Source organism: Lysinibacillus sp. OF-1, from assembly GCF_028356935.1.
In the GTDB taxonomy this organism is placed as follows: domain Bacteria; phylum Bacillota; class Bacilli; order Bacillales_A; family Planococcaceae; genus Lysinibacillus; species Lysinibacillus fusiformis_D.
Genome location: NZ_CP102798.1, coordinates 4,091,053 through 4,114,562 on the forward strand (window position 1 = coordinate 4,091,053; position 23,510 = coordinate 4,114,562).

Sequence of the window (23,510 nt, forward strand, 5' to 3'; positions counted from 1 at the left end):
CAAAAAAATGAAAAAGACTGAGCAGAACTTCTACCCAGCCTCTTTCCCTACTATTCTTTTGGTGCTTGAAACGGTTTTTCATCAGGATACAAACGACCTAACATTTCATCATATGTATCATTCCCATAATCGAAGCAGCGACGCACACGTGAAATAGTTGCTGTACTTGCTCCTGTTTCCTTTTTAATGGATTCATAGGTTTTCTTCAAACGCAATAAATGTGCAACCTCAAAGCGTTGTGCCAACGATTGAATTTCACTAATCGTACATAAATCATCAAAAAACTTATAGCATTCTTCGATGTCTTTCAACTCTAACACGGCTTTAAATAATTGATCTGTTTGATGCCCCCGAATTTTTTCGATTTGCATGCAATTTTCCTCCCTTTAAGGCTGCGTTTTCACCATTGCTTGTAACCCTGGTGAAGATGGTACGAAATGAACCCACGACTTTCCTGGTACAAGCTTTACAGGCTCCCCTGATTGCTCTACAGCCATTGGTATTCCATTAACGTTCGTCCATTCGACTTCCCTCAAATAGCCATTTTGAAATACATACGCATTTCCACCAGACGTTAAATCAATTGCTTGGCGACCAACATCATCAATGGTTTGATGGTCCATTTCAAAAAATAGTACATTTGCCAATGATACTGTTTCGCCTGTTAACATATCCTTTGTGTCCACGCCAGCCGATTGTCGTTCATAGTGATTACTTTGATGATCATACACATACGAGTTGTGGAAATCTTCATTCTTTCCATAGTAAATATCAACTTGACTTGTTTCAATGCCTATTTTACCACGTTCATCGGGTTCATAAAAAGTCTGAAGTACTTTTTCACTGTAATTCATTGAAGCGCCTACCATTTCAGCACCTTTTAGGATGTTTTCGGATGTAATATATGAATTATGCGGAGCCACACGGTCCCTGGAACGACTAAAAAGTATACCATCATAAGCCATTCCATTGATATGATCGACGATACGATGATCGAGCATCGTTTTTGCCTCTGGACTATAGCCATGTGCTACATAAAAAGCATCAAATCCCTTTGCCATATCAATGAAATAGGAGCGTGCACTTCGAACTGGACCAATATTTTCAGGTAGCTCACTTTGGTATATTGCTAAAAAGCGTGTCACATTGCCTTCCGCAAGCATTTCATAAATGACATCTGCATCAGCCAATCCAGATTGTGGACGTGCTGCTGGATGATTATTAATTGTGACCATAATAGGCCGCTGTGTAATTTCTTCTAGCACAGCCTCCCCAGTGAGTGGAGCCACGAATTTGGGTTGTTGAACAGGCTCCTCCCCAACCGTTTCTTCCTCCACTATAGAGTCATCGTCTTCTTTTACTTTTGGTGTATCCTTTGAACATCCACCGATCAACAAAGCACTAAATGCCATTGCAATCCATAATTTCTTTGATTTGAACACAAGCATACCTCTCCTTTGAACACTTACACATGACGGCAATTGTTTAAACAGCTGAAACACTTTCATTAATTAGCGCATAACAGCAGGTAATAATAACTTATTCTTCATCACATCGAAAATCCCTTTTGGTGTTATACGAATATATGGTAAATGAGTGGATTGTAAAAATAATAACGTGTAAATAGCATCTCCTAATTGATAACCTCGATCTGCTAAAGCTTGTTTTAAAGCATTTTCTTTCTCCGTTAATGCAAGTACGTCTCCATCATATAAAAGTCCACCGATTGTTAATGGGATGTCCGCTATCACTTCTCCTTTTTCGACTAGGACAATACCACCATTTCTAGCCTTCATTTCTTCGAAAGCTTTGATCATATCTTCTTTGTTTTTTCCAATTAGCAAAATATCGCCTGTGTTTGAATAGGAGGATGCAAAGCCTTGAACATCTGTCGCAAATCCTTTAATCATCGTATTCACATGCCAGTTACCTTCCCGGTTAAGGAGCATTAAATAGCACTCGTCATGATTCGCCAGTTGCCCTTCTCTAGTTATGAAAGAGTTATAAGGCTTTGTAATAACATCATTGACTAACTGAATACCAAAGGGCATTGAAAACTGAAAATCTTGTGAATCTAATGAAAAATCTAAATCTAATGCTGGGATTGCAGAATAATCAACTGATGCAAATTTATGCACACGTTCTCCATCACGCTTCAACCAAACACCCTTCGATAAGACACTTTCAGGAACAGGATGATATTCATCTTGTAAAATATTCAGGGAAGCGAAGCGACCTGTCGCGATAAACCCATGTAAATTAGACATATTATAATAGCGTGCCACATTATAAGAAGCCATTTGATAGGCATCGATTGGAGATACTCCTGCATCTAAGGCTGCCTGAATACATTTATCCATCACACCATCCTCATGGAATGAAGGTGGTGAGCCATCTGTTGTCATCATTAAATGATCAAAAATAGGAAGTTCTTTTTCTACTATTCCTTTTAGCAGATGTGGTAAATCTGGACGAATGGAAGAATAACGTAATGTTACTGCATAGCCCTGCATAATGCGCCGCTCTACTTCCTCCACTGTCATTGCCTCATGGTCCCCATCAGCACCAAGCAGTTTCATGCGTGCTAAAGTTCTTTCTGAAGCTCCTGGGAAATGTCCTTCAATTTTTTTCCCAAGCCCCTTCGCCATTTGCATACGATAAAGCATTTGATCATCGCCATGCAGCAGCTTAGGCCAGCCTGTCAACTCTCCACCAAGCAAGACATCACTTCGCTCTAGCCATTCCAATATGGACGTATTAGAGAAAACTTCTTCCTCTTGCTCCAGTTCAGTTTGTGAATCAAAGCGAGTCCACCAATAAAAAGAAAACGGTAGCTTTTTCAAGTTATCCAAAATTGAAAACGCTTTCTTATTTTCTAAATTTAAAACAAAACTTAAATTATCGGAAATAAAAGCTGTTGTTCCAAGCTGACCACAAAAATCTGCAAATGACTGTGGATGATAAAGCTGGAACGGATGGACGTGTGGTTCAATATAGCCTGGTACAATTGTTTTCCCTGTACAATCCACCACTTCTGTTCCTTCTAATAAAGGAGGCATTCTGTCACCAGCATAGACAATGCGATCTCCTAAAATCCAAATGTTTCCTACTACAAATTGTTTCAGCATACTATGCAAATAACGTGCATTTTTCAACACGATATCTGGTGCCTTTTTCCCATCGATTACTGCTAATTGCTGTCGTAACTTTGTTATTTTCCATACTGGATCCATGCTATTCGCTCCTTCCTAATTTACGTAATTTTTCATTGTGTAAATCCAACTTGAAATCACATACTACTACTGCATAATCGCATACTTTCATAAAAATTATGCTTTATGCAATCATCTTGTTTCAATCGTAACACAGCACTTTCATAAAGCAAAGTGCACCTCGCTTAATTTTTCCACAATGACTAAAGGAGGAAGTATGATGATGCAGCAAGCAAATTTAAGCGAAAAAAATGCATTTTGTCGTTTTGCAATGGGTACAAGTTTGACAGCATTTGGTATCGCTAAAGTTTCTAGAGATCCTAATTGTACAAAAGGTCGATTAATGATTGCATTAGGTGCCATGAAAATGGCTGAGGGACTCTTTAAATATTGTCCAACAAAGGCGCTCTTAAGCTCCAATATGCAAAATGCCATGAACACCTCTATGCAAAGTATGTTCAGCGGGCAAAATTCTATGTCTTCTGAACAAATCGATAAACTCATGAAGGATTTTTCCTCTGCTATATCTGGTAATTCTTCAGGTTCACAAGCTACCGCTTCAAAACAATCTGACACCAGCACTTCAACTCAAAATTCCTCAAATAGTAGCGATTCTTCAACGAATAAAGCTCAAAATCCTTCTTAGTCAAAGGAGCCGTCCCAATCTATTATTGAGACGGCTCTTACCTCTTACGTTTGAAACAACAAGAGGTTTCAAAAGATGATTAAAAATATTTTAAAATTTAGAAAAAATAACAATTACTTAAATGTACGCCAGCCAATATCTTGACGGAAGAAAAAGTGATCCCATGTTTCTGTAGCAATTCCAGCGTATACCTTTTCCTGTGCTTCCTGCAAAGTAGGAGCTTTGGCAGCAACTAACAGGACACGGCCACCATTACCAACAAATTGGCCATCCACTAATTTTGTACCTGCATGGAATACTGCATGGGATGTGGAAAGTGCCTCTAAATTCGGTAATGCTTTGCCTTTTTCAACGTCACCAGGATAGCCTTCTGCTGCAATGACAACACCAAGCATCGCTTCTTCTGACCATTGTAAATCAAATGGCTGTTCATCCATTAAAGCCATCATAAATGCCCCAAAATCAGAAACCATACGCGGTAACACTACTTGCGTTTCTGGATCACCAAAACGAGCATTAAATTCTATAACCTGAGGACCTTTCTTTGTTAAAATTAACCCAGCATATAAAATACCTGTAAAGGAAGCACCATCAGCATCCATCCCTCTAACAGTAGGTTCTACAATTGTATGATATGCAAGATCAACTACTTCTTGAGAGATTTGTGGTACAGGCGAGTATGCACCCATGCCTCCAGTGTTTGGTCCTTTATCACCGTCATAGGCACGTTTATGGTCTTGTGCAATAACCATTGGATAAATTTGTCCTTTATGTACAAAGGACATAAAGGAGAACTCTTCTCCGTCTAAAAATTCTTCAATGACAACTCGTGAAGAGGAATCACCAAAGCGTTGATTGCCAATCATATCCTCGACAGCTTCAATTGCTTCTTCCTCTGTCATGGCCACAACAACACCCTTACCAGCCGCTAAACCATCTGCTTTAATGACAATAGGCGCCCCTTGTTCTTGAATATAAGCGATCGCTTTTTCTGCTTCAGTAAACGTTTCATGTGAGGCTGTAGGAATATTATATTTATTCATCATTTCTTTCGCATAGGATTTGCTACTTTCGATTTGAGCTGCAACCTTTGAAGGGCCAAAAATACGTAAACCTCTAGCTGTAAAGAAATCAACAATGCCTTCAGCAAGTGGCTGTTCTGGGCCAACAAATGTTAACGCAATATCATTTTCCTTGGCAAATTGAGCAAGACCTGCGAAATCCATTGTATCAATAGCTACAACTTCTATTTCGCCTCCCATTCCATCATTGCCTGGCGCTACAAATACTTTGTGAACCGATGGAGAAATGCTAAATTGTTTAGCGATTGCATGCTCACGACCGCCGCTTCCGATTACTAATACATTCATTTTAGAGAATCCTCCTATTTGTAAGTAAGACCGAGATGAACCAGCATCTCGGTCTGTTTTGTTTCTTATATGTTTTATTAATTAGTGTTTAAAATGGCGTACACCTGTGAATACCATAGCAATTCCATATTCATTTGCTTTATCAATGGAATCTTGATCTTTAATCGAGCCACCTGGTTGAATAATAGCATTAATTCCTGCCGCTGCTGCTGCTTCAACAGTATCACTCATTGGGAAAAATGCGTCTGATGCTAGTGCAGCACCTTTTGCTTTTTCTCCAGCTTGCTCAAAGGCAATTTTAGCAGCACCTACGCGGTTCATTTGACCTGCACCTACACCAAGTGTCATTTGGGAATCTGTTACAACAATCGCATTCGATTTAACATGTTTGACAACTGACCAACCAAGCTGTAATGCTTCCCATTCCTGTTTTGTTGGTTCACGATCTGTCACTACTTTAATATCTGCATTGCCAAAACCATAGCGATCCGGCTCTTGTACAAGAAGGCCACCTTCAACAGATACTACGTTGAATTGATCTTGTTTTGCTTGCTCAAATGGAATAGTTAGTAAGCGAATATTTTTCTTTTGCGTTAAAATGTCTAACGCTTCTTGTGAGAATGCAGGTGCAATAATGATTTCTAAGAAAATGTGACTTAACTTTTCAGCAGTTGCTGCATCTACTTCCATATTTAACGCGATAATACCACCAAAAATAGATGTTGAATCTGCTTCATAAGCTTTATCGAATGCTGCCTCTAATGTAATACCTGTACCAACGCCACATGGATTCATATGCTTTACTGCTACAGCAGCTGGCATTTCAAATTCTTTGACGATTTGTAGTGCTGCATTACCATCTTGAATATTGTTGTAGGATAACTCTTTCCCATGTAATTGTGTAGCATAGGCCAATGAGAAGTCTGAGCCAAGACGTTTTTGGTAGAAAGCCGCTTTTTGGTGTGGGTTTTCTCCATAGCGTAAATTTTGCTTTAACTCATATGTCATCGTTAAGCTCTCTGGGAATTCTTCTTCTGTCAGGTAGTTCGAAATATAAGAATCATAAGCGGCTGTGTGACGGAAAACTTTCGCAGCTAATTGACGACGTGTTTCAATTGTAGTTGCGCCGTTTGCTTTTAGTTCTTCTAATACTGTTGCATAGTCATTGCTATCCACGATTACTGTTACATATTGATGGTTTTTTGCAGCAGAGCGTAACATTGTTGGGCCACCGATATCAATGTTTTCAATTGCATCATCCCATGTTACATTAGGCTTTGAAATTGTTTCAACAAATGGATATAGATTAACACAAACAATCTCAATTGGCTCAATTCCATGCTCGTTCATTTGTGCTTGATGAGAAGCATCGTCAAACTTTCCTAATAGACCACCGTGGATCATTGGATTTAATGTTTTCACACGACCATCTAAAATTTCTGGGAACTTCGTTACTTCATCTACTGCCGTTACAGCCACCGCATTATCCTGTAACATTTTTTTCGTACCGCCAGTTGATAAAATTTCATAACCTAATGCTACTAATTCCTTTGCAAATTCTAAAATACCATCTTTATTGGAAACACTGATTAATGCACGTTTTGTCACAACAATATCCTCCTAATTTTTATCGTGCTTACCACGAACTGACTTGCTTCTATAAGATTAATAGAGTTAGGTCTTACTTGTTGAGTAAGGTTCTCGACCTAACTCCTCTTCAGTTATTGTAATAATTGCTGTAAAGCCTTTGTATATAATAGATGCTCTTGCTTATGAATTTCAGCTTCTGTTGCCTCTCGATTTCCTTCAATGACAGGTACAGCAGCCTGTGCGATAATCGGACCAGTATCCATTCCTTCATCAACAAAATGCACTGTTACCCCTGTAATCTTTACACCATGATTGATTGCCTGACCAATGGCGTCCTTCCCGGGGAATGCTGGCAATAAGGAAGGATGGATATTAACAATTCGTTGCGGAAAGGCTGCTAATAATACGTCACTAATTAAACGCATATACCCTGCAAGCACAATCCATTTCACATCGCATTCATGTAAAGCATCGATAATGGCTGTCTCATAAGCTGCTTTTGATACAAACTCTTTTGGATTTAATGCTAACACTGGAATCCCCAAATTTTCAGCACGTGTCACTACAAACGCACCGGGCTTATCTGTCACCACTAGTTCAATCTTTGCATGCAGTTCTCCACTTCCGATCGCCTCTTGAATGGCTTGAAAATTACTCCCGCTGCCTGATGCGAACACGGCGATTTTTGTTGGTGCAGTCATTACACTAAACTCCCATCATGTGAGCCATTAAACACTACTCCGTCGCCTTTGATAACACGTCCGATTGGATAAGCCTTTTCACCATTTGCTTCTACTGCTGCCATTACTTTCTCAGCTTCAGCTACTGGCACAGCTATTACAAAACCAATCCCCATGTTAAAGACATTATATAGATCTTTATCTTCTAACTGGCCTTTATCTTTTAGGAATTCAAAGATACGTAATACTGGCCAAGAACCTAAGTCGATTTCCGTTGCTAATCCTTCTGGCATCATACGCGGTAGATTTTCATAGAAACCTCCACCAGTAACATGAGCACAACCATGTACATCTGCTGCCTTTAAAGCTGCTAATACTGGCTTAGCATATAGCTTTGTTGGCACGAGAAGAGCCTCCCCGATCGGTCCTAAATCTTCATAGCCTTCAACAATGGCATCCACCGCATATTGCTGTTCTGCAAAAACAATTTTTCGCACTAAAGAATAACCGTTTGAATGTACACCACTTGATGCAATCCCAATAAGCACATCGCCTTCAACGATTTTTTCACCTGTCACAATGGCAGACTTTTCACAAGCACCTACTGCAAACCCTGCTAAATCATATTCGTCTTCTTCATAAAGACCAGGCATTTCCGCAGTTTCGCCACCAATTAGTGCTGCACCAGATTGCACACAGCCATCTGCAACACCTTTAACAATTTGTTCAATTTTTGCAGGCTCTGCTTTTCCAAGCGCTACGTAATCTAAAAAGTACAGTGGCTCTGCTCCTTGAGCAACAATATCATTGACACACATTGCTACACAATCCACACCAATTGTATCGTGCTTATCTACCATGAACGCTAGTTTTAGCTTTGTTCCAACACCATCTGTCCCTGAAATAAGAACAGGTTCTTTAAGATTTAGTTTTGACAAGTCAAACATGCCACCAAAGCCACCGAACGTTCCCATTACACCTAAACGGTTCGTACGTTCAACATGAGACTTCATTCGTTTTACAGCTTCATAACCCGCTTCAATATTTACACCTGCTTGTTCATATGCCTTTGACACGCAGAGTTCCTCCTTATCATCCAAATCGCCTCAGTACCCTAGAAGTCTTTGTATAGCCTTCTACCGATCACCAATCCGTTGCGATGTTTTTCTTAACGTAATAGTTCTTTTTCATGTGGTAAGATGGTATCCGGGAAAATCTCTGTTGGATATTTGCCTGTAAAGCATGCTAAGCATAGCCCACGATTGTCATCTTCATATGGTCGTGCAATTGTCTCTACCATGCCCTCAACAGAAAGGAACGTAAGAGAATCTGCACCGATTGCATCACGAATTTCATCTACTTTATGACTAGAGGCAATCAGCTCTTCATGTGTGGAAGTATCAATGCCATAATAACAAGGATTTGTCATTGGCGGTGAAGAGATCACAACATGAACTTCTGCTGCACCAGCATCTTTTAACATTTTGACAATACGACGTGATGTTGTACCACGCACAATTGAATCGTCCACCATTACTACACGTTTACCCTTTACAACTTGAACAACTGGTGACAGTTTCATTTTTACACCACGTTCACGTAATTCCTGTGTTGGCTGAATAAACGTACGACCAACATAGCGGTTTTTAATAAGACCTAATTCATAAGGGATGCCACTTTCTTCTGCAAAACCAATCGCTGCTGAAATACTTGAATCAGGTACACCCGTTACAACATCAGCCTCAATATGCGCACATTCACGGGCAAGTTGTTTCCCCATACGCTTACGCGCCATATGAACATTAATGCCATCAATATCTGAATCAGGACGAGCTAAATAAACATATTCCATCGCACACATCGAACGCTTTTCCATATCAGCAAAGCGATCCGATTTTACACCCTCATCATTAATAATGATGAGCTCTCCTGGCTCCACAGAACGAACGAATTCTGCACCAATTAAATCAAATGCACAAGTTTCAGAAGCTACCACCCAGCCATCTCCAAGCTTTCCAAGAGATAATGGACGTAAACCATGTGGATCACGTGCAACAAGCATTTCATCCTTTGTCATAATTAAGAAAGAATACGCACCCTTTAATAGAGAAAGGGCATTTTTCACCTTTGCACGGAATGGTGAATGCGAGCTTTTCTTAATAAGATGCGCCAGCACTTCTGTATCAGAGCTAGAATGGAAAATACTTCCTTGTCGTTCTAGATACTGTTTTAAATGTGTCGCATTGACTAAGTTACCGTTATGGGCAATTGAAAGGCTACCAGTTGAGGAGTGGAATAATAGTGGCTGTACGTTTTCAATACCGCCGCCACCAGCAGTCGTGTAACGAACATGAGCAATAGCCGCTTTGCCGTTGACTGCTTTTAATTTATCTTCGTTGAAAACATCATTAACTAGTCCTTCGCCTTTCACCGCGCGAAGATGCTGTCCATCTGAAACGACAATTCCAGCCCCTTCTTGTCCACGGTGTTGAAGAGCATGTAGCCCGTAATAGCTAAGGTGTGCTGGACTTGGGTTACCCCAAATACCAAACACCCCACATTCTTCGTTTAAGCCTCTGAGTTCAGCAAGCATGGGATTGCTCCTTTCCAATTAGAACGGAATTCCTCCACTGTACCTTCTACAAGCACACCTTTGTCCCCGTTGATTTTAACAAGTGCATCATTTGTTACGACACCAATTTGGTGAGCATCTTTGATGATTTCTACAAATGCAGCAGCATTTTCTTCTTTGACAGTTACAACAAAACGAGATTGACTTTCGCTGAATAATGCAGTTGTAGCAGATCCTGCTAATGTTACTTCAACACCAAGACCGTTTGCACCGAATGTTGTCTCAGCAATAGCGACTGCAAGACCACCCTCTGCAACGTCATGGGCAGATTGTACAAGACCAGCTTTAATCGCCTTTAATAAAGCTTGCTGACGTACCGCTTCCACTTCTAAATCTATAGCTGGCGCTTTTCCTGAAATAACGCCATTATTTAATAGTTTTTGTAGCTCTGAACCACCAAATTCAGTTTTTGTCTCACCAATGACAAAGACAAGATCTCCTGCAGCTTTTACATCCTGTGTAGTTACATGAGCTAAATCTTCGATAAGACCAACCATACCAATTGTTGGTGTTGGATAAACGGCTTCGCCTGAACGCTCATTATAAAGAGAAACGTTACCACCGATTACTGGTGCATTTAATGCCGTACAAGCAGCAGAAATACCATCAGCAGATTTTTCAATTTGCCAGAAGATTTCTGGTTTCTCTGGATTACCAAAGTTTAAGCAGTCTGTAATCGCAAGTGGCGTACCACCCGTTGCCACGATATTACGTGCTGCTTCAGCTACTGCGATAGCTCCACCCACTTCTGGATCTAAATAGATATAGCGAGAGTTACAGTCCGTTGTCATCGCTAAACCTTTATTTGTCCCACGTACACGAATAACAGCAGCGTCAGACCCAGGCTTCACAACTGTCGATGTACGTACTTGATAATCGTATTGATCGTACACCCACTCTTTAGAAGCAATTGTTGGTGCTTGTAATAAAGCATTTAAAGTTTCTTTATAATCCGTCACAACTGGTTCTGCGTTCTCGATTGCTTGGAACTCAGCATAGTATGCAGGTTCAGCAGATGGTTTATGATAAACAGGAGCATCTTCTGCTAACGCATCAGCAGGTACTTCTGCCACTACTTGTCCTTTGTGTAAAAGGCGAAGCATTTTATCATCCGTTACTCGGCCGATTGCTACAGCATCTAAATCATATTTATCAAAAATCGCTTTAATTTCATCTTCACGACCTTTTTTCACCACTAATAACATACGTTCTTGAGACTCAGATAACATCATTTCGTACGCTGTCATACCTGTCTCACGTTGAGGCACTAAGTCTAAATTCATTTCTACACCAGAGCCTGCTTTTGAAGCCATTTCTGCTGATGAAGAAGTAAGACCAGCTGCACCCATATCTTGAATACCAACTAGAGCATCAGATTTTACAACTTCTAAACATGCTTCAAGTAAAAGTTTCTCCATGAATGGGTCCCCTACTTGTACTGCTGGACGTTGGTTATCTGATTCCTCTGTTAATTCCTCAGAGGCAAATGTTGCACCATGAATTCCGTCACGACCTGTTTTCGCACCGACATACATAACTGTATTGCCGACACCCGCAGCAATACCACGTTGAATATCTTGATGGTCAATTAAACCGACACACATTGCATTAACAAGTGGATTACCTTCATAGCAAGGGTCAAATTGAATCTCGCCACCAACGGTCGGAATTCCGATGCAGTTACCATAACCTGCGATACCCGCAACAACTTCTTCAAAAAGATATTTACCACGTGCTGATTTTAATTCACCAAAACGTAATGAATTTAGCATGGCAATTGGACGTGCACCCATGGAGAAAACGTCACGGATAATACCGCCAACACCTGTTGCAGCTCCTTGATAAGGTTCGATTGCAGATGGATGGTTATGTGATTCCATTTTAAATACTACTGCCTGTTCATCACCAATATCGACAATACCCGCACCTTCACCTGGACCTTGTAATACTTGTGGCCCTTTTGTCGGGAACTTACGTAGTACTGGCTTTGAATTTTTGTAAGAGCAGTGCTCAGACCACATTACTGAGAAAAGACCTGTCTCTGTCCAGTTAGGTAGACGTCCTAAAATACCTTCTACCATTGCAAATTCTTCGTCTGACATCCCCATACCAGCGTATAGCTTTTCATCCTTAATTTGCTGTGCTGTTGGCTCAAACTTAGTTGTTGACATGATTTTCCCTCCACTGCTTCACAATTGATTTGAATACTGCTAGACCGTCTGCGCCGCCCACCAATGCATCAACAGCTCGCTCTGGGTGTGGCATCATCCCTAATACATTGCCGCGCTCGTTTATAATCCCTGCGATATCTTCTAAAGAACCGTTTGGATTGTCACCTGAGTATGTGAATACGATTTGATTATTATCTTTTAGTGATTGTAAAGTTTCCTCGTCACAGTAGTAATTACCTTCACCATGTGCGATTGGAATATTGATGATTTGACCTTGCTCATATTGATTTGTGAATAATGTATTGTTGTTTTCCACTTTTAGCTGTACTGTACGGCACATAAATTTTAAGTTTTTATTGCGTAGTAAAGCCCCTGGTAATAAACCAGCTTCCGTCAGAATTTGGAAGCCATTACATACACCTAATACAGGTTTACCAGCATCTGCTGCTTTCTTAACCTCTGCCATAATGTTAGATTGATTAGCCATTGCACCACAACGAAGGTAGTCCCCATAGGAGAATCCTCCAGGTACTAATACGCCATCAAAGCCACTTAGATCTGTTGCTGTATGCCATACATATTCTACTTCTTCACCTAGCTCGTCTTTAATCGCATGATACATATCGATGTCACAGTTTGACCCAGGGAATACGAGTACTGCGAATTTCATGATTAGTTAGCCTCCTCGACTTCAAAACGGTAGTCTTCAATTACAACGTTCGTTAAAACCTTTTCACACATTTCTTTTACTAGAGTATCAATGTCACGTTCTGAGTCTTTAAGAGTTAGCTCAAGATATTTACCGATACGTAAATCTTCTACCTCACCGTAGCCCATTTTAGCTAAAGAACCTTGTACTGCAGAGCCTTGTGGATCAAGAATGCTCTCACGTAATGTTACATAGATTTTTACTTTTTTCATTGTTATTTGCCTCCGAGTCTAGAAAGTATAATAGTATAAACTTCAGTTAAATTACCAAGGTCTCGACGAAAAACATCTTTGTCTAACTTTTGCTTTGTAGTTGCATCCCAAAGTCTGCATGTGTCTGGTGAAATTTCATCTGCCAATAATACATTGCCATCCATATCACGGCCAAACTCTAATTTAAAATCAATTAATGTTACATTGATATCTGCAAAGATTGGCTGTAGAACTTTGTTAATAGCTAGTGCTCCATCATAAATGGCTGTTACTTCAGTAGGTGTCGCAAGATCCAGAACGTCAATATGTTCTGTCGTAATGAGTGGGTCGCCTAACGCATCGTCTTTATAGTAAAATTCTACGATTGGTCGTTTTAAGGCTGTTCCCTCTTCAAGACCAAGACGTTTTGCTAAACTTCCTGCGGCAATATTACGAACAACAACTTCAATCGGAATAATTTCTACTTTTTTTACAAGTTGTTGTGTATCTGATAATTGTTTTACGAAATGTGACGCAATTCCGTTTGCTTGTAATTTTTCGAAAATTAATGAAGTAATGCGATTATTTAAAATGCCCTTGCCGTCAATTTCTTCTTTTTTTTCGCCATTGAATGCTGTTGCACTATCCTTGTACTCAACTAGTAGCACATGTGGCTCCTCTGTTGTGAACAATTTTTTTGCTTTACCTTCATACAAAAGTTGACCTTTAGTCATGTCGTTTTTCCCCCTGATATTATGAGATACGCTTGTTATGAATGATCAGAATTGAACCGTGTCTCCACGATTCAACTCTGAAACATTTACTGGTGGCTCTAACATTTACTTTTAGATGGCTAAATAAATATTAGTTAAGTCCTAGTCGTTCAAAAATCATATCAACATGCTGTAAGTGGTAGTTATAATCAAAGCACTCATCCAGCTCTTCTTGTGTTAAATAAGATGTGATTTTTTCACTTGCATCAACTAATGTACGGAACTGAACTTGCTCGTCCCATGCCTGCATTGCTAAAGGTTGTACTGTATCATAAGCTTCCTCACGTACTAATCCTTTATCGATTAATGCTAATAAGATGCGTTGAGAATAAATAAGACCATATGTGCGTTCCATGTTACGTTTCATGTTCTCAGGGAATACTGTTAAGTTTTTCACAATATTACCGAAGCGATTAAGCATATAGTTAAGAGTAATTGTTGCATCCGGTAAAATAACGCGCTCTGCAGATGAATGAGAAATATCACGTTCATGCCATAAAGCTACATTTTCATAAGCTGTCACCATGTATCCACGCATTAAACGAGACATCCCAACCATGTTTTCAGAACCGATTGGATTACGTTTATGTGGCATTGCGGATGAGCCCTTTTGCCCTTTTGCAAAAGCTTCTTCTACTTCACGCGTTTCAGATTTCTGTAAGCCGCGAATTTCTGTTGCGAATTTTTCAATTGATGTAGCAACTAAAGCTAATGCACCTAAATACTGCGCATGGCGATCACGCTGTAAAGTTTGTGTTGAAATCGGTGATGCAGCAAGACCTAGTTGATCACAAACATATTGCTCAACACGAGGATCGATATTGGCATATGTTCCAACAGCTCCAGACATTTTTCCTGTTTCAATTACTTTGGCTGCTGCTTCAAAACGTTCAAGGTTACGCTTCATTTCCTCATACCATAAACCAAGTTTTAAACCAAAAGTTGTTGGTTCTGCATGAACACCATGTGTACGTCCCATCATCACCGTATGTTTATGCTCTTTTGCCTTAGCCGCAATAATATCAATGAAATTCACGATGTCCTTGCGCAAAATATCATTTGCTTGTTTGATTAAATAAGAAAGTGCTGTGTCTACTACGTCTGTAGAAGTTAAACCATAATGTACCCATTTACGCTCTTCCCCAAGTGTTTCCGAAACGGCACGCGTAAAGGCTACAACGTCATGACGTGTTTCTTGTTCAATTTCTAAAATGCGGTTCACATCAAATGAAGCATTTTCACGAATTTTAGCAACATCCTCTTTTGGAATATCGCCTATCTCTGCCCAAGCCTCACATGCTAAAATTTCAACCTCTAGCCAAGCTTGGTACTTATTTTGTTCTGTCCAAATTGCGCCCATTTCGGGTCTTGTGTAACGTTCAATCATCGCGTTTCTCCTTCTATTCTGACCAAATGCCAGAACTCTCGATTTGTTGTAGTGTTTCCTCTAAGCTTTTTGTCATAATCGTTACATGGCCCATTTTACGGTTTACCTTAGCTTCAGCTTTCCCATAAAGATGGATGGACCATTCAGGATATTTAGCAATTGAGTTACTGAGTGGCACGACATGCTGCCCTAATACATTGACCATAATGGATGGCGCCCAAAGTTCTGGCTTACGTAATGGCCAACCACAAACAGCACGAATATGCTGATGGAATTGTGAAACATTACACGCTTCTATTGAATAATGACCAGAATTATGAGGTCTTGGTGCTAATTCATTAATAACAATGCTACCATCTTCTAACACAAACATTTCTACTGCTAGCGTTCCTACTAAATGTAAGTAATCTGCAATTTTTAAAGCTTCTCGTTCCGCAGCTTGAGCTGTGCTTTCAGATATGCGAGCAGGCACAATTGTTTCATGCAGAATATGATGAACATGAATGTTCTCTCCAACTGGCTGACAATACGATTCACCATGACCATTTCTTTGAACAATGACCGATACTTCCTTTAGGAAAGGAACAAAACCTTCTGCAATACATTGAGAATGTGTGAATAGTTCTTTCGCTAAAGGTAAATCTTCAGTTGACTTTAAAAGCTGCTGTCCCTTGCCATCATAACCACCTCTTGCTGTTTTGACTATACAAGGATAACCAATCGAATCAATATTGGCTACTAATTCTTCATAAGTTTTTGCAACAATATATGGTGCTACTGGGCAACTAGCCTTCACAATAGCGTCTTTCTCTGTTATACGGTTTTGTGTAATACGTACCAACTCTGCTCCTTGAGGAACATAAGCCATTTGTGATAAGCGCTTTAAGCCTTCATAATCAATATTTTCAAATTCATAAGTGATAACATCACTTACTTCTGCAAGTTCTTCTAAAGCAGCTTCATCATCATATGGAGCTACAATACGAATATCAGCTACCTGCCCACACGGCGAGTCCATTGCAGGTTCAAGAACAGCCACTTTAAAACCTGACTCCTTTGCAGCAAGCGCCATCATTCGACCAAGTTGTCCTCCGCCTATAATACCTATCGTTTGTCCAGGATAAATAATCTTCGTCACACTAAGTCACCTGTGCTTTCTAATACTTGCTGCTTCGTTGCTTCACGTCTAGCATCTAATTTATTAGCAAGTACAGCATCTGTTGTTGACAAAATTTGAGCTGCTAGTAATCCTGCGTTTGTTGCTCCCGCTTTGCCAATCGCTACAGTTGCTACAGGTACACCACCAGGCATTTGAACGATAGATAATAATGAATCGAGTCCGTTAAGTGCACGTGATTGAACTGGTACACCAATGACAGGTAATGTTGTTTTAGCTGCTACCATTCCAGGTAAATGTGCAGCTCCACCTGCCCCAGCGATAATTACTTGTAGTCCTCGCTCACGAGCTGTCTCTGCATAGTCAAACATTAAATCAGGTGTACGATGTGCAGATACAACCTTTTTTTCATACGGTACTTGTAATTCATCTAAAATATCACATGCATGTTTCATTGTTTCCCAGTCACTTGAACTACCCATAATGACACCGATTTTCGGATTCATAAATTGTCGCTCCTTTTAAACGATAGAAAAATGATCAATTATTGTGCAAGCCTCTATTATTAATAGCTACTGCAATTTTTATCTATTTACAAAGAAAATCCCCAAATAAACTACTCTCTACTATTACACGTGAAAGCAGTTTACTTGAGGACTTAGTAAGACAAGAATATCTCCATGTACATAACTGCACAAGGATCTTCTCGTAATATGCCAAAAGTGCTTTCCCGCATAGTCCAGCATTTACGGTGCCGGGTAGAGACACTAGAGCCAATCCTCTAGCATATATGGGGGATTTATTTGTTTTTCCTTATCACATTTTAACAAGGGATTGCCTTATCGTCAATGCAAAAATGCGAACGTTTTTTATAAGTGTAAAAAAAACGTTCGGTTTTTGGTCAAATTTATTCAGTATCTTGAGTAGGTATAGCTTTAAATTGAATTTTTTGACGCAAAAAGGCTGGTTCACCATCTACTATATGAAAAAGCGGCTCTTCTTTTCGCCCTATGGCCATGAAACCATCCTGCTGCATTCTTGCTAAACAATCCTCGATCGACTCATTTTCTTGTACCTCATACCAAATTTGCTTTTTCCCCAACTTTTTCTTCCTTTCCACTTCACATTTTACATATTTACTACTTGTATTACATTATACCTTTTGTTGCTTAAAGAAGTATGTAAGAACATATAATGAGGTTCTTTCAATAGAAAAAACTGCAGATTCATATCCGCAGTTTTAATTAAGGTTCATTAAATCCATAAAAAGCTTTAAAATAGATACCTAAAAATAATAATAGTAGGAATGAATGAAGGACAACAAGAACCATGCGATAGCCTTTAATGCCTAAGAGAGCACTAACAATGCCTAAACCACCTAAAATAAAGGGCATAAACATATTGACTTGATAGAGAAATGTAAAAAAGCCTCCATACCATTTCGTTGAATCATAACCAAACAGAAAGAATATAAGTAGTAGACTCAAGATCGAAATAGCCGTAAAAAGGTTACGCCTCATTTTGATTCCTCCTATGAATCAAGATCAATCAATATGTATATAATTTAATTTATTATAGCATTTTATGAATATTTCATAAAACAAAAAAAGCCATGGAATATATCCATGACTTTTTAAATTGCCTAGCGACGTCCTACTCTCACAGGGGGAAGCCCCCAACTACCATCGGCGCTAAAGAGCTTAACTTCCGTGTTCGGTATGGGAACGGGTGTGACCTCTTTGCCATCATCACTAGACTATGGTCGGCTTTCAATATACATCGCATTTCTTCGTCAGCTTCTGTCGTTCAGTCAGTCACGTACTTGAGTACGCTCCTTCCTTCTCTCCATTGCTTCCTCGAACTACTCGTATCTTGAAACCCTTCATAAAAGAAATTATTCTTTCAAAACTGGATAAACGTGCATTGAATGGTTCAAACGTTTTGGTTAAGTCCTCGATCGATTAGTATTCGTCAGCTCCATGTGTCACCACACTTCCACCTCGAACCTATCTACCTCATCGTCTTTGAGGGATCTTACTTACTTGCGTAATGGGAAATCTCATCTTGAGGGGGGCTTCATGCTTAGATGCTTTCAGCACTTATCCCGTCCACACATAGCTACCCAGCGATGCCTTTGGCAAGACAACTGGTACACCAGCGGTGTGTCCATCCCGGTCCTCTCGTACTAAGGACAGCTCCTCTCAAATTTCCTACGCCCACGACGGATAGGGACCGAACTGTCTCACGACGTTCTGAACCCAGCTCGCGTACCGCTTTAATGGGCGAACAGCCCAACCCTTGGGACCGACTACAGCCCCAGGATGCGATGAGCCGACATCGAGGTGCCAAACCTCCCCGTCGATGTGGACTCTTGGGGGAGATAAGCCTGTTATCCCCGGGGTAGCTTTTATCCGTTGAGCGATGGCCCTTCCATGCGGAACCACCGGATCACTAAGCCCGTCTTTCGACCCTGCTCGACTTGTAGGTCTCGCAGTCAAGCTCCCTTGTGCCTTTACACTCTACGAATGATTTCCAACCATTCTGAGGGAACCTTTGGGCGCCTCCGTTACCTTTTAGGAGGCGACCGCCCCAGTCAAACTGTCCGCCTGACACTGTCTCCTGCCCCGCTAAGGGGCATGGGTTAGAATTTCAATACAACCAGGGTAGTATCCCACCGACGCCTCCTTCGAAGCTGGCGCTCCGAGATCTCTGGCTCCTACCTATCCTGTACAAGTTGTACCAAAATTCAATATCAGGCTACAGTAAAGCTCCACGGGGTCTTTCCGTCCTGTCGCGGGTAACCTGCATCTTCACAGGTACTATAATTTCACCGAGTCTCTCGTTGAGACAGTGCCCAGATCGTTACGCCTTTCGTGCGGGTCGGAACTTACCCGACAAGGAATTTCGCTACCTTAGGACCGTTATAGTTACGGCCGCCGTTTACTGGGGCTTCAATTCGCAGCTTCGCTTGCGCTAACCACTCCTCTTAACCTTCCAGCACCGGGCAGGCGTCAGCCCCTATACGTCACCTTACGGTTTTGCAGAGACCTGTGTTTTTGCTAAACAGTCGCCTGGGCCTATTCACTGCGGCTCTCATGCGCTTGCACGCTCAAGAGCACCCCTTCTCCCGAAGTTACGGGGTCATTTTGCCGAGTTCCTTAACGAGAGTTCTCTCGCACACCTTAGGATTCTCTCCTCGACTACCTGTGTCGGTTTGCGGTACGGGCACCTCTCACCTCGATAGAGGCTTTTCTTGGCAGTGTGAAATCAGGAACTTCGTCCATACGGACTCGCCATCACAGCTCAACGTTACAGTGTGCGGATTTGCCTACACACACGCCTTACTGCTTGGACGCGCATAACCAACAGCGCGCTTACCCTATCCTACTGCGTCCCCCCATTTCTCAAACGGTGAGGAGGTGGTACAGGAATATCAACCTGTTGTCCATCGCCTACGCCTATCGGCCTCGGCTTAGGTCCCGACTAACCCTGAGCGGACGAGCCTTCCTCAGGAAACCTTAGTCATACGGTGGACGGGATTCTCACCCGTCTTTCGCTACTCATACCGGCATTCTCACTTCTAAGCGCTCCACCAGTCCTTCCGGTCTGACTTCAACGCACTTAGAACGCTCTCCTACCACTGACATCGTAGATGTCAATCCACAGCTTCGGTGAATCGTTTAGCCCCGATACATTTTCGGCGCAGCGTCACTCGACCAGTGAGCTATTACGCACTCTTTAAATGATGGCTGCTTCTAAGCCAACATCCTGGTTGTCTGTGCAACGCCACATCCTTTTCCACTTAACGATTACTTTGGGACCTTAGCTGGTGGTCTGGGCTGTTTCCCTTTTGACTACGGATCTTATCACTCGCAGTCTGACTCCCGTGTATAAATATCTGGCATTCGGAGTTTGTCTGAATTCGGTAAACCGGGATGGCCCCCTAGTCCAAACAGTGCTCTACCTCCAGTATTCTCATCACGAGGCTAGCCCTAAAGCTATTTCGGAGAGAACCAGCTATCTCCAAGTTCGATTGGAATTTCTCCGCTACCCACACCTCATCCCCGCACTTTTCAACGTGCGTGGGTTCGGGCCTCCAGTAAGTGTTACCTTACCTTCACCCTGGACATGGGTAGATCACCTGGTTTCGGGTCTACGACCACGTACTATTTCGCCCTATTCAGACTCGCTTTCGCTGCGGCTCCGCCTTCTAAAGCTTAACCTCGCACGTAATCGTAACTCGCCGGTTCATTCTACAAAAGGCACGCTATCACCCATTAACGGGCTCTAACTACTTGTAGGCACACGGTTTCAGGATCTCTTTCACTCCCCTTCCGGGGTGCTTTTCACCTTTCCCTCACGGTACTGGTTCACTATCGGTCACTAGGTAGTATTTAGCCTTGGGAGATGGTCCTCCCGGATTCCGACGGAATTTCACGTGTTCCGCCGTACTCAGGATCCACTCAGGAGAGAACGAACTTTCGACTACAGGGCTTTTACCTGCTCTGGCGGACCTTTCCAAGTCGCTTCATCTAACTCGCTCTTTTGTAACTCCGTATTGAGTGTCCTACAACCCCAAGAGGCAAGCCTCTTGGTTTGGGCTCTTCCCGTTTCGCTCGCCGCTACTCAGGGAATCGATTTTTCTTTCTCTTCCTCCAGGTACTTAGATGTTTCAGTTCCCTGGGTCTGCCTTCAAGACGCTATGTATTCACGTCAAGATACTACGCGATTAAACGTAGTGGGTTCCCCCATTCGGAAATCTCCGGATCAAAGCTCACTTACAGCTCCCCGAAGCATATCGGTGTTAGTGCCGTCCTTCTTCGGCTCCTAGTGCCAAGGCATTCGCCGTGCGCCCTTAATAACTTAACCTAACGGCTTTCAATACACATCCCATTTCGTTGTCAGCTTCACTCGTTCAATCAGTCACGTACTCAAGTACGCTCCTTCATTCACTCGATTGCTTCCTAGAACTGCTCGTGTCTTGAAACCCTCTTAATGTTATTAAGCCTATAAAAAAACTTAAAAAAATAAATGTGTTTGTTACAATTTCAATGTCGTTTTATCCAGTTTTCAAAGAACAAGTTTTGAAGCTTTTCATTCAAGAAGAATGAACCTTCAAAACTGAACGCAAAACGTAATCTTACAAACCCTAGGTTTGTATTCCGAAATAATCCTTAGAAAGGAGGTGATCCAGCCGCACCTTCCGATACGGCTACCTTGTTACGACTTCACCCCAATCATCTATCCCACCTTCGGCGGCTGGCTCCAAAAGGTTACCTCACCGACTTCGGGTGTTACAAACTCTCGTGGTGTGACGGGCGGTGTGTACAAGGCCCGGGAACGTATTCACCGCGGCATGCTGATCCGCGATTACTAGCGATTCCGGCTTCATGTAGGCGAGTTGCAGCCTACAATCCGAACTGAGAACGACTTTATCGGATTAGCTCCCTCTCGCGAGTTGGCAACCGTTTGTATCGTCCATTGTAGCACGTGTGTAGCCCAGGTCATAAGGGGCATGATGATTTGACGTCATCCCCACCTTCCTCCGGTTTGTCACCGGCAGTCACCTTAGAGTGCCCAACTAAATGATGGCAACTAAGATCAAGGGTTGCGCTCGTTGCGGGACTTAACCCAACATCTCACGACACGAGCTGACGACAACCATGCACCACCTGTCACCGTTGCCCCCGAAGGGGAAACTATATCTCTACAGTGGTCAACGGGATGTCAAGACCTGGTAAGGTTCTTCGCGTTGCTTCGAATTAAACCACATGCTCCACCGCTTGTGCGGGCCCCCGTCAATTCCTTTGAGTTTCAGTCTTGCGACCGTACTCCCCAGGCGGAGTGCTTAATGCGTTAGCTGCAGCACTAAGGGGCGGAAACCCCCTAACACTTAGCACTCATCGTTTACGGCGTGGACTACCAGGGTATCTAATCCTGTTTGCTCCCCACGCTTTCGCGCCTCAGTGTCAGTTACAGACCAGATAGTCGCCTTCGCCACTGGTGTTCCTCCAAATCTCTACGCATTTCACCGCTACACTTGGAATTCCACTATCCTCTTCTGCACTCAAGTCTCCCAGTTTCCAATGACCCTCCACGGTTGAGCCGTGGGCTTTCACATCAGACTTAAGAAACCACCTGCGCGCGCTTTACGCCCAATAATTCCGGACAACGCTTGCCACCTACGTATTACCGCGGCTGCTGGCACGTAGTTAGCCGTGGCTTTCTAATAAGGTACCGTCAAGGTACAGCCAGTTACTACTGTACTTGTTCTTCCCTTACAACAGAGTTTTACGAACCGAAATCCTTCTTCACTCACGCGGCGTTGCTCCATCAGGCTTTCGCCCATTGTGGAAGATTCCCTACTGCTGCCTCCCGTAGGAGTCTGGGCCGTGTCTCAGTCCCAGTGTGGCCGATCACCCTCTCAGGTCGGCTACGCATCGTCGCCTTGGTGAGCCGTTACCTCACCAACTAGCTAATGCGCCGCGGGCCCATCCTATAGCGACAGCCGAAACCGTCTTTCAGTGTTTCACCATGAGGTGAAACAGATTATTCGGTATTAGCCCCGGTTTCCCGGAGTTATCCCAAACTATAAGGTAGGTTGCCCACGTGTTACTCACCCGTCCGCCGCTAACGTCGAAGGAGCAAGCTCCTTCTCTGTTCGCTCGACTTGCATGTATTAGGCACGCCGCCAGCGTTCGTCCTGAGCCAGGATCAAACTCTCCATAAAAGAAATTTGAATAGCTCAAATTGTTTTGCTGGCATCAATTTTGATGTCCAAAATTTTGTTTCGTTCACTAAGCAAAGCTAGTTATTTGAAACTTTATTGATTACGTTTTGCTTGTTCAGTTTTCAAGGTTCATTTAATAGTTACATCAAGTAACTTTTTATAATTTAACATAATGTTAACTTCATGTCAACCGTTTATGTTAATATTTTTTTAGTTGTTCGTTTATCTCGTAACAACGTGTTTAAATATATCATCTTAAAAATAAGTTTGCAAGAGTTTCATTGAAGTAAAACTATTCTTAT

Annotated in this window: 18 protein-coding genes, 3 rRNA genes and 1 riboswitch; of the genes, 1 reads left to right on the plus strand and 20 read right to left on the minus strand. The window is 42.0% G+C overall.

The window, feature by feature from the left end; genetic code table 11:
* Positions 1-50: 50 nt before the first annotated feature.
* From NV349_RS20080 to NV349_RS20090, 3 genes are all read right to left on the minus strand, one after another.
* Entirely contained in the window at positions 51-371 is a 321-nt protein-coding gene (locus tag NV349_RS20080) for a YerC/YecD family TrpR-related protein (RefSeq protein WP_004225717.1), read from the minus strand.
* 15 nt (positions 372-386) lie between these two features.
* Positions 387-1,442, minus strand: a complete 1,056-nt coding sequence (locus tag NV349_RS20085) for a DUF3048 domain-containing protein (protein WP_442916384.1) — start codon at positions 1,440-1,442, stop codon at positions 387-389.
* A gap of 69 nt (positions 1,443-1,511) precedes the next feature.
* Positions 1,512-3,233 (minus strand): adenine deaminase C-terminal domain-containing protein, encoded by a 1,722-nt coding sequence (locus tag NV349_RS20090; RefSeq protein ID WP_036123472.1) that lies wholly within the window; start codon positions 3,231-3,233, stop codon positions 1,512-1,514.
* 196 nt (positions 3,234-3,429) lie between these two features.
* On the opposite strand from NV349_RS20090, the gene NV349_RS20095 reads away from it, so the two are divergent.
* Positions 3,430-3,858, plus strand: a complete 429-nt coding sequence (locus tag NV349_RS20095; RefSeq protein WP_249663929.1) for a YgaP-like transmembrane domain — start codon at positions 3,430-3,432, stop codon at positions 3,856-3,858.
* Between the two features lie 113 nt (positions 3,859-3,971).
* Here the strand turns inward: NV349_RS20095 and purD are convergent, their stop codons facing one another.
* From purD to NV349_RS20180, 17 genes are all read right to left on the minus strand, one after another.
* On the minus strand, positions 3,972-5,228 hold the full coding sequence (purD, locus tag NV349_RS20100; protein WP_036123475.1) for a phosphoribosylamine--glycine ligase: 1,257 nt from the start codon (positions 5,226-5,228) through the stop codon (positions 3,972-3,974).
* 81 nt (positions 5,229-5,309) lie between these two features.
* The gene (purH, locus tag NV349_RS20105) at positions 5,310-6,836 is read right to left on the minus strand and encodes a bifunctional phosphoribosylaminoimidazolecarboxamide formyltransferase/IMP cyclohydrolase (protein ID WP_271911032.1); all 1,527 of its coding nucleotides are present in this window, start codon (positions 6,834-6,836) and stop codon (positions 5,310-5,312) included.
* 113 nt (positions 6,837-6,949) lie between these two features.
* A complete protein-coding gene (purN, locus tag NV349_RS20110; RefSeq protein ID WP_271911034.1) occupies positions 6,950-7,519 on the minus strand; it encodes a phosphoribosylglycinamide formyltransferase in 570 nt (189 codons plus the stop codon).
* Positions 7,519-8,574 carry a phosphoribosylformylglycinamidine cyclo-ligase gene (purM, locus tag NV349_RS20115; RefSeq protein WP_271911035.1) on the minus strand — a complete coding sequence of 352 codons (1,056 nt, stop codon included), beginning with the start codon at positions 8,572-8,574 and terminating at the stop codon, positions 7,519-7,521. Before purM ends, purN begins: the two co-directional genes overlap by 1 nt.
* A 92-nt stretch (positions 8,575-8,666) precedes the next feature.
* Positions 8,667-10,091 (minus strand): amidophosphoribosyltransferase, encoded by a 1,425-nt coding sequence (gene purF / locus NV349_RS20120; RefSeq protein WP_058844201.1) that lies wholly within the window; start codon positions 10,089-10,091, stop codon positions 8,667-8,669.
* Positions 10,067-12,301: a phosphoribosylformylglycinamidine synthase subunit PurL gene (purL, locus tag NV349_RS20125; protein ID WP_089934998.1), complete on the minus strand. Its 2,235-nt coding sequence runs from the start codon at positions 12,299-12,301 to the stop codon at positions 10,067-10,069. The genes purF and purL overlap by 25 nt, the downstream gene beginning before the upstream one ends.
* Positions 12,288-12,971 (minus strand): phosphoribosylformylglycinamidine synthase subunit PurQ, encoded by a 684-nt coding sequence (gene purQ / locus NV349_RS20130; RefSeq protein ID WP_054611985.1) that lies wholly within the window; start codon positions 12,969-12,971, stop codon positions 12,288-12,290. Before purQ ends, purL begins: the two co-directional genes overlap by 14 nt.
* Positions 12,972-12,973: 2 nt before the next feature.
* Positions 12,974-13,222, minus strand: coding sequence for a phosphoribosylformylglycinamidine synthase subunit PurS (purS, locus tag NV349_RS20135; protein ID WP_036124064.1), 249 nt, complete (start codon positions 13,220-13,222; stop codon positions 12,974-12,976).
* Between the two features lie 2 nt (positions 13,223-13,224).
* Positions 13,225-13,935: a phosphoribosylaminoimidazolesuccinocarboxamide synthase gene (purC, locus tag NV349_RS20140; RefSeq protein WP_271911038.1), complete on the minus strand. Its 711-nt coding sequence runs from the start codon at positions 13,933-13,935 to the stop codon at positions 13,225-13,227.
* A 130-nt stretch (positions 13,936-14,065) separates the two neighbouring features.
* Positions 14,066-15,361: an adenylosuccinate lyase gene (gene purB / locus NV349_RS20145; RefSeq protein ID WP_036124073.1), complete on the minus strand. Its 1,296-nt coding sequence runs from the start codon at positions 15,359-15,361 to the stop codon at positions 14,066-14,068.
* 13 nt (positions 15,362-15,374) lie between these two features.
* Positions 15,375-16,499, minus strand: coding sequence for a 5-(carboxyamino)imidazole ribonucleotide synthase (gene purK / locus NV349_RS20150; protein WP_036124076.1), 1,125 nt, complete (start codon positions 16,497-16,499; stop codon positions 15,375-15,377).
* A complete protein-coding gene (purE, locus tag NV349_RS20155) occupies positions 16,496-16,984 on the minus strand; it encodes a 5-(carboxyamino)imidazole ribonucleotide mutase (protein WP_089934991.1) in 489 nt (162 codons plus the stop codon). The genes purK and purE overlap by 4 nt, the downstream gene beginning before the upstream one ends.
* Positions 16,985-17,193: 209 nt before the next feature.
* Positions 17,194-17,292, minus strand: a riboswitch (purine riboswitch).
* Between the two features lie 93 nt (positions 17,293-17,385).
* Complete coding sequence (locus NV349_RS20160; RefSeq protein ID WP_089934989.1) at positions 17,386-17,580, minus strand: NETI motif-containing protein; 195 nt, start codon at positions 17,578-17,580, stop codon at positions 17,386-17,388.
* 142 nt (positions 17,581-17,722) lie between these two features.
* On the minus strand, positions 17,723-17,998 hold the full coding sequence (locus tag NV349_RS20165) for a hypothetical protein (protein WP_036124085.1): 276 nt from the start codon (positions 17,996-17,998) through the stop codon (positions 17,723-17,725).
* Between the two features lie 120 nt (positions 17,999-18,118).
* Positions 18,119-18,234 (minus strand): 5S ribosomal RNA (gene rrf, locus NV349_RS20170).
* Between the two features lie 185 nt (positions 18,235-18,419).
* Positions 18,420-21,347: ribosomal RNA gene (locus NV349_RS20175) — 23S ribosomal RNA — on the minus strand.
* Positions 21,348-21,656: 309 nt separating this feature from the next.
* Positions 21,657-23,208, minus strand: a 16S ribosomal RNA gene (locus NV349_RS20180).
* Together the 16S, 23S and 5S rRNA genes form the textbook arrangement of a ribosomal RNA operon.
* Positions 23,209-23,510 lie beyond the last annotated feature (302 nt).

What these genes read in the sequence shown, in the direction of transcription:
- NV349_RS20080 (WP_004225717.1), bottom strand. Translation starts at nt 371, where the DNA reads ATGCAAATCGAAAAAATTCGGGGGCATCAAACAGATCAATTATTTAAA.
- NV349_RS20090 (WP_036123472.1), bottom strand. Translation starts at nt 3,233, where the DNA reads ATGGATCCAGTATGGAAAATAACAAAGTTACGACAGCAATTAGCAGTA.
- NV349_RS20095 (WP_249663929.1), top strand. Translation starts at nt 3,430, where the DNA reads ATGATGATGCAGCAAGCAAATTTAAGCGAAAAAAATGCATTTTGTCGT.
- purD (WP_036123475.1), bottom strand. Translation starts at nt 5,228, where the DNA reads ATGAATGTATTAGTAATCGGAAGCGGCGGTCGTGAGCATGCAATCGCT.
- purN (WP_271911034.1), bottom strand. Translation starts at nt 7,519, where the DNA reads ATGACTGCACCAACAAAAATCGCCGTGTTCGCATCAGGCAGCGGGAGT.
- purF (WP_058844201.1), bottom strand. Translation starts at nt 10,091, where the DNA reads ATGCTTGCTGAACTCAGAGGCTTAAACGAAGAATGTGGGGTGTTTGGT.
- purL (WP_089934998.1), bottom strand. Translation starts at nt 12,301, where the DNA reads ATGTCAACAACTAAGTTTGAGCCAACAGCACAGCAAATTAAGGATGAA.
- purQ (WP_054611985.1), bottom strand. Translation starts at nt 12,971, where the DNA reads ATGAAATTCGCAGTACTCGTATTCCCTGGGTCAAACTGTGACATCGAT.
- purS (WP_036124064.1), bottom strand. Translation starts at nt 13,222, where the DNA reads ATGAAAAAAGTAAAAATCTATGTAACATTACGTGAGAGCATTCTTGAT.
- purC (WP_271911038.1), bottom strand. Translation starts at nt 13,935, where the DNA reads ATGACTAAAGGTCAACTTTTGTATGAAGGTAAAGCAAAAAAATTGTTC.
- purB (WP_036124073.1), bottom strand. Translation starts at nt 15,361, where the DNA reads ATGATTGAACGTTACACAAGACCCGAAATGGGCGCAATTTGGACAGAA.
- purE (WP_089934991.1), bottom strand. Translation starts at nt 16,984, where the DNA reads ATGAATCCGAAAATCGGTGTCATTATGGGTAGTTCAAGTGACTGGGAA.
- NV349_RS20165 (WP_036124085.1), bottom strand. Translation starts at nt 17,998, where the DNA reads ATGAGGCGTAACCTTTTTACGGCTATTTCGATCTTGAGTCTACTACTT.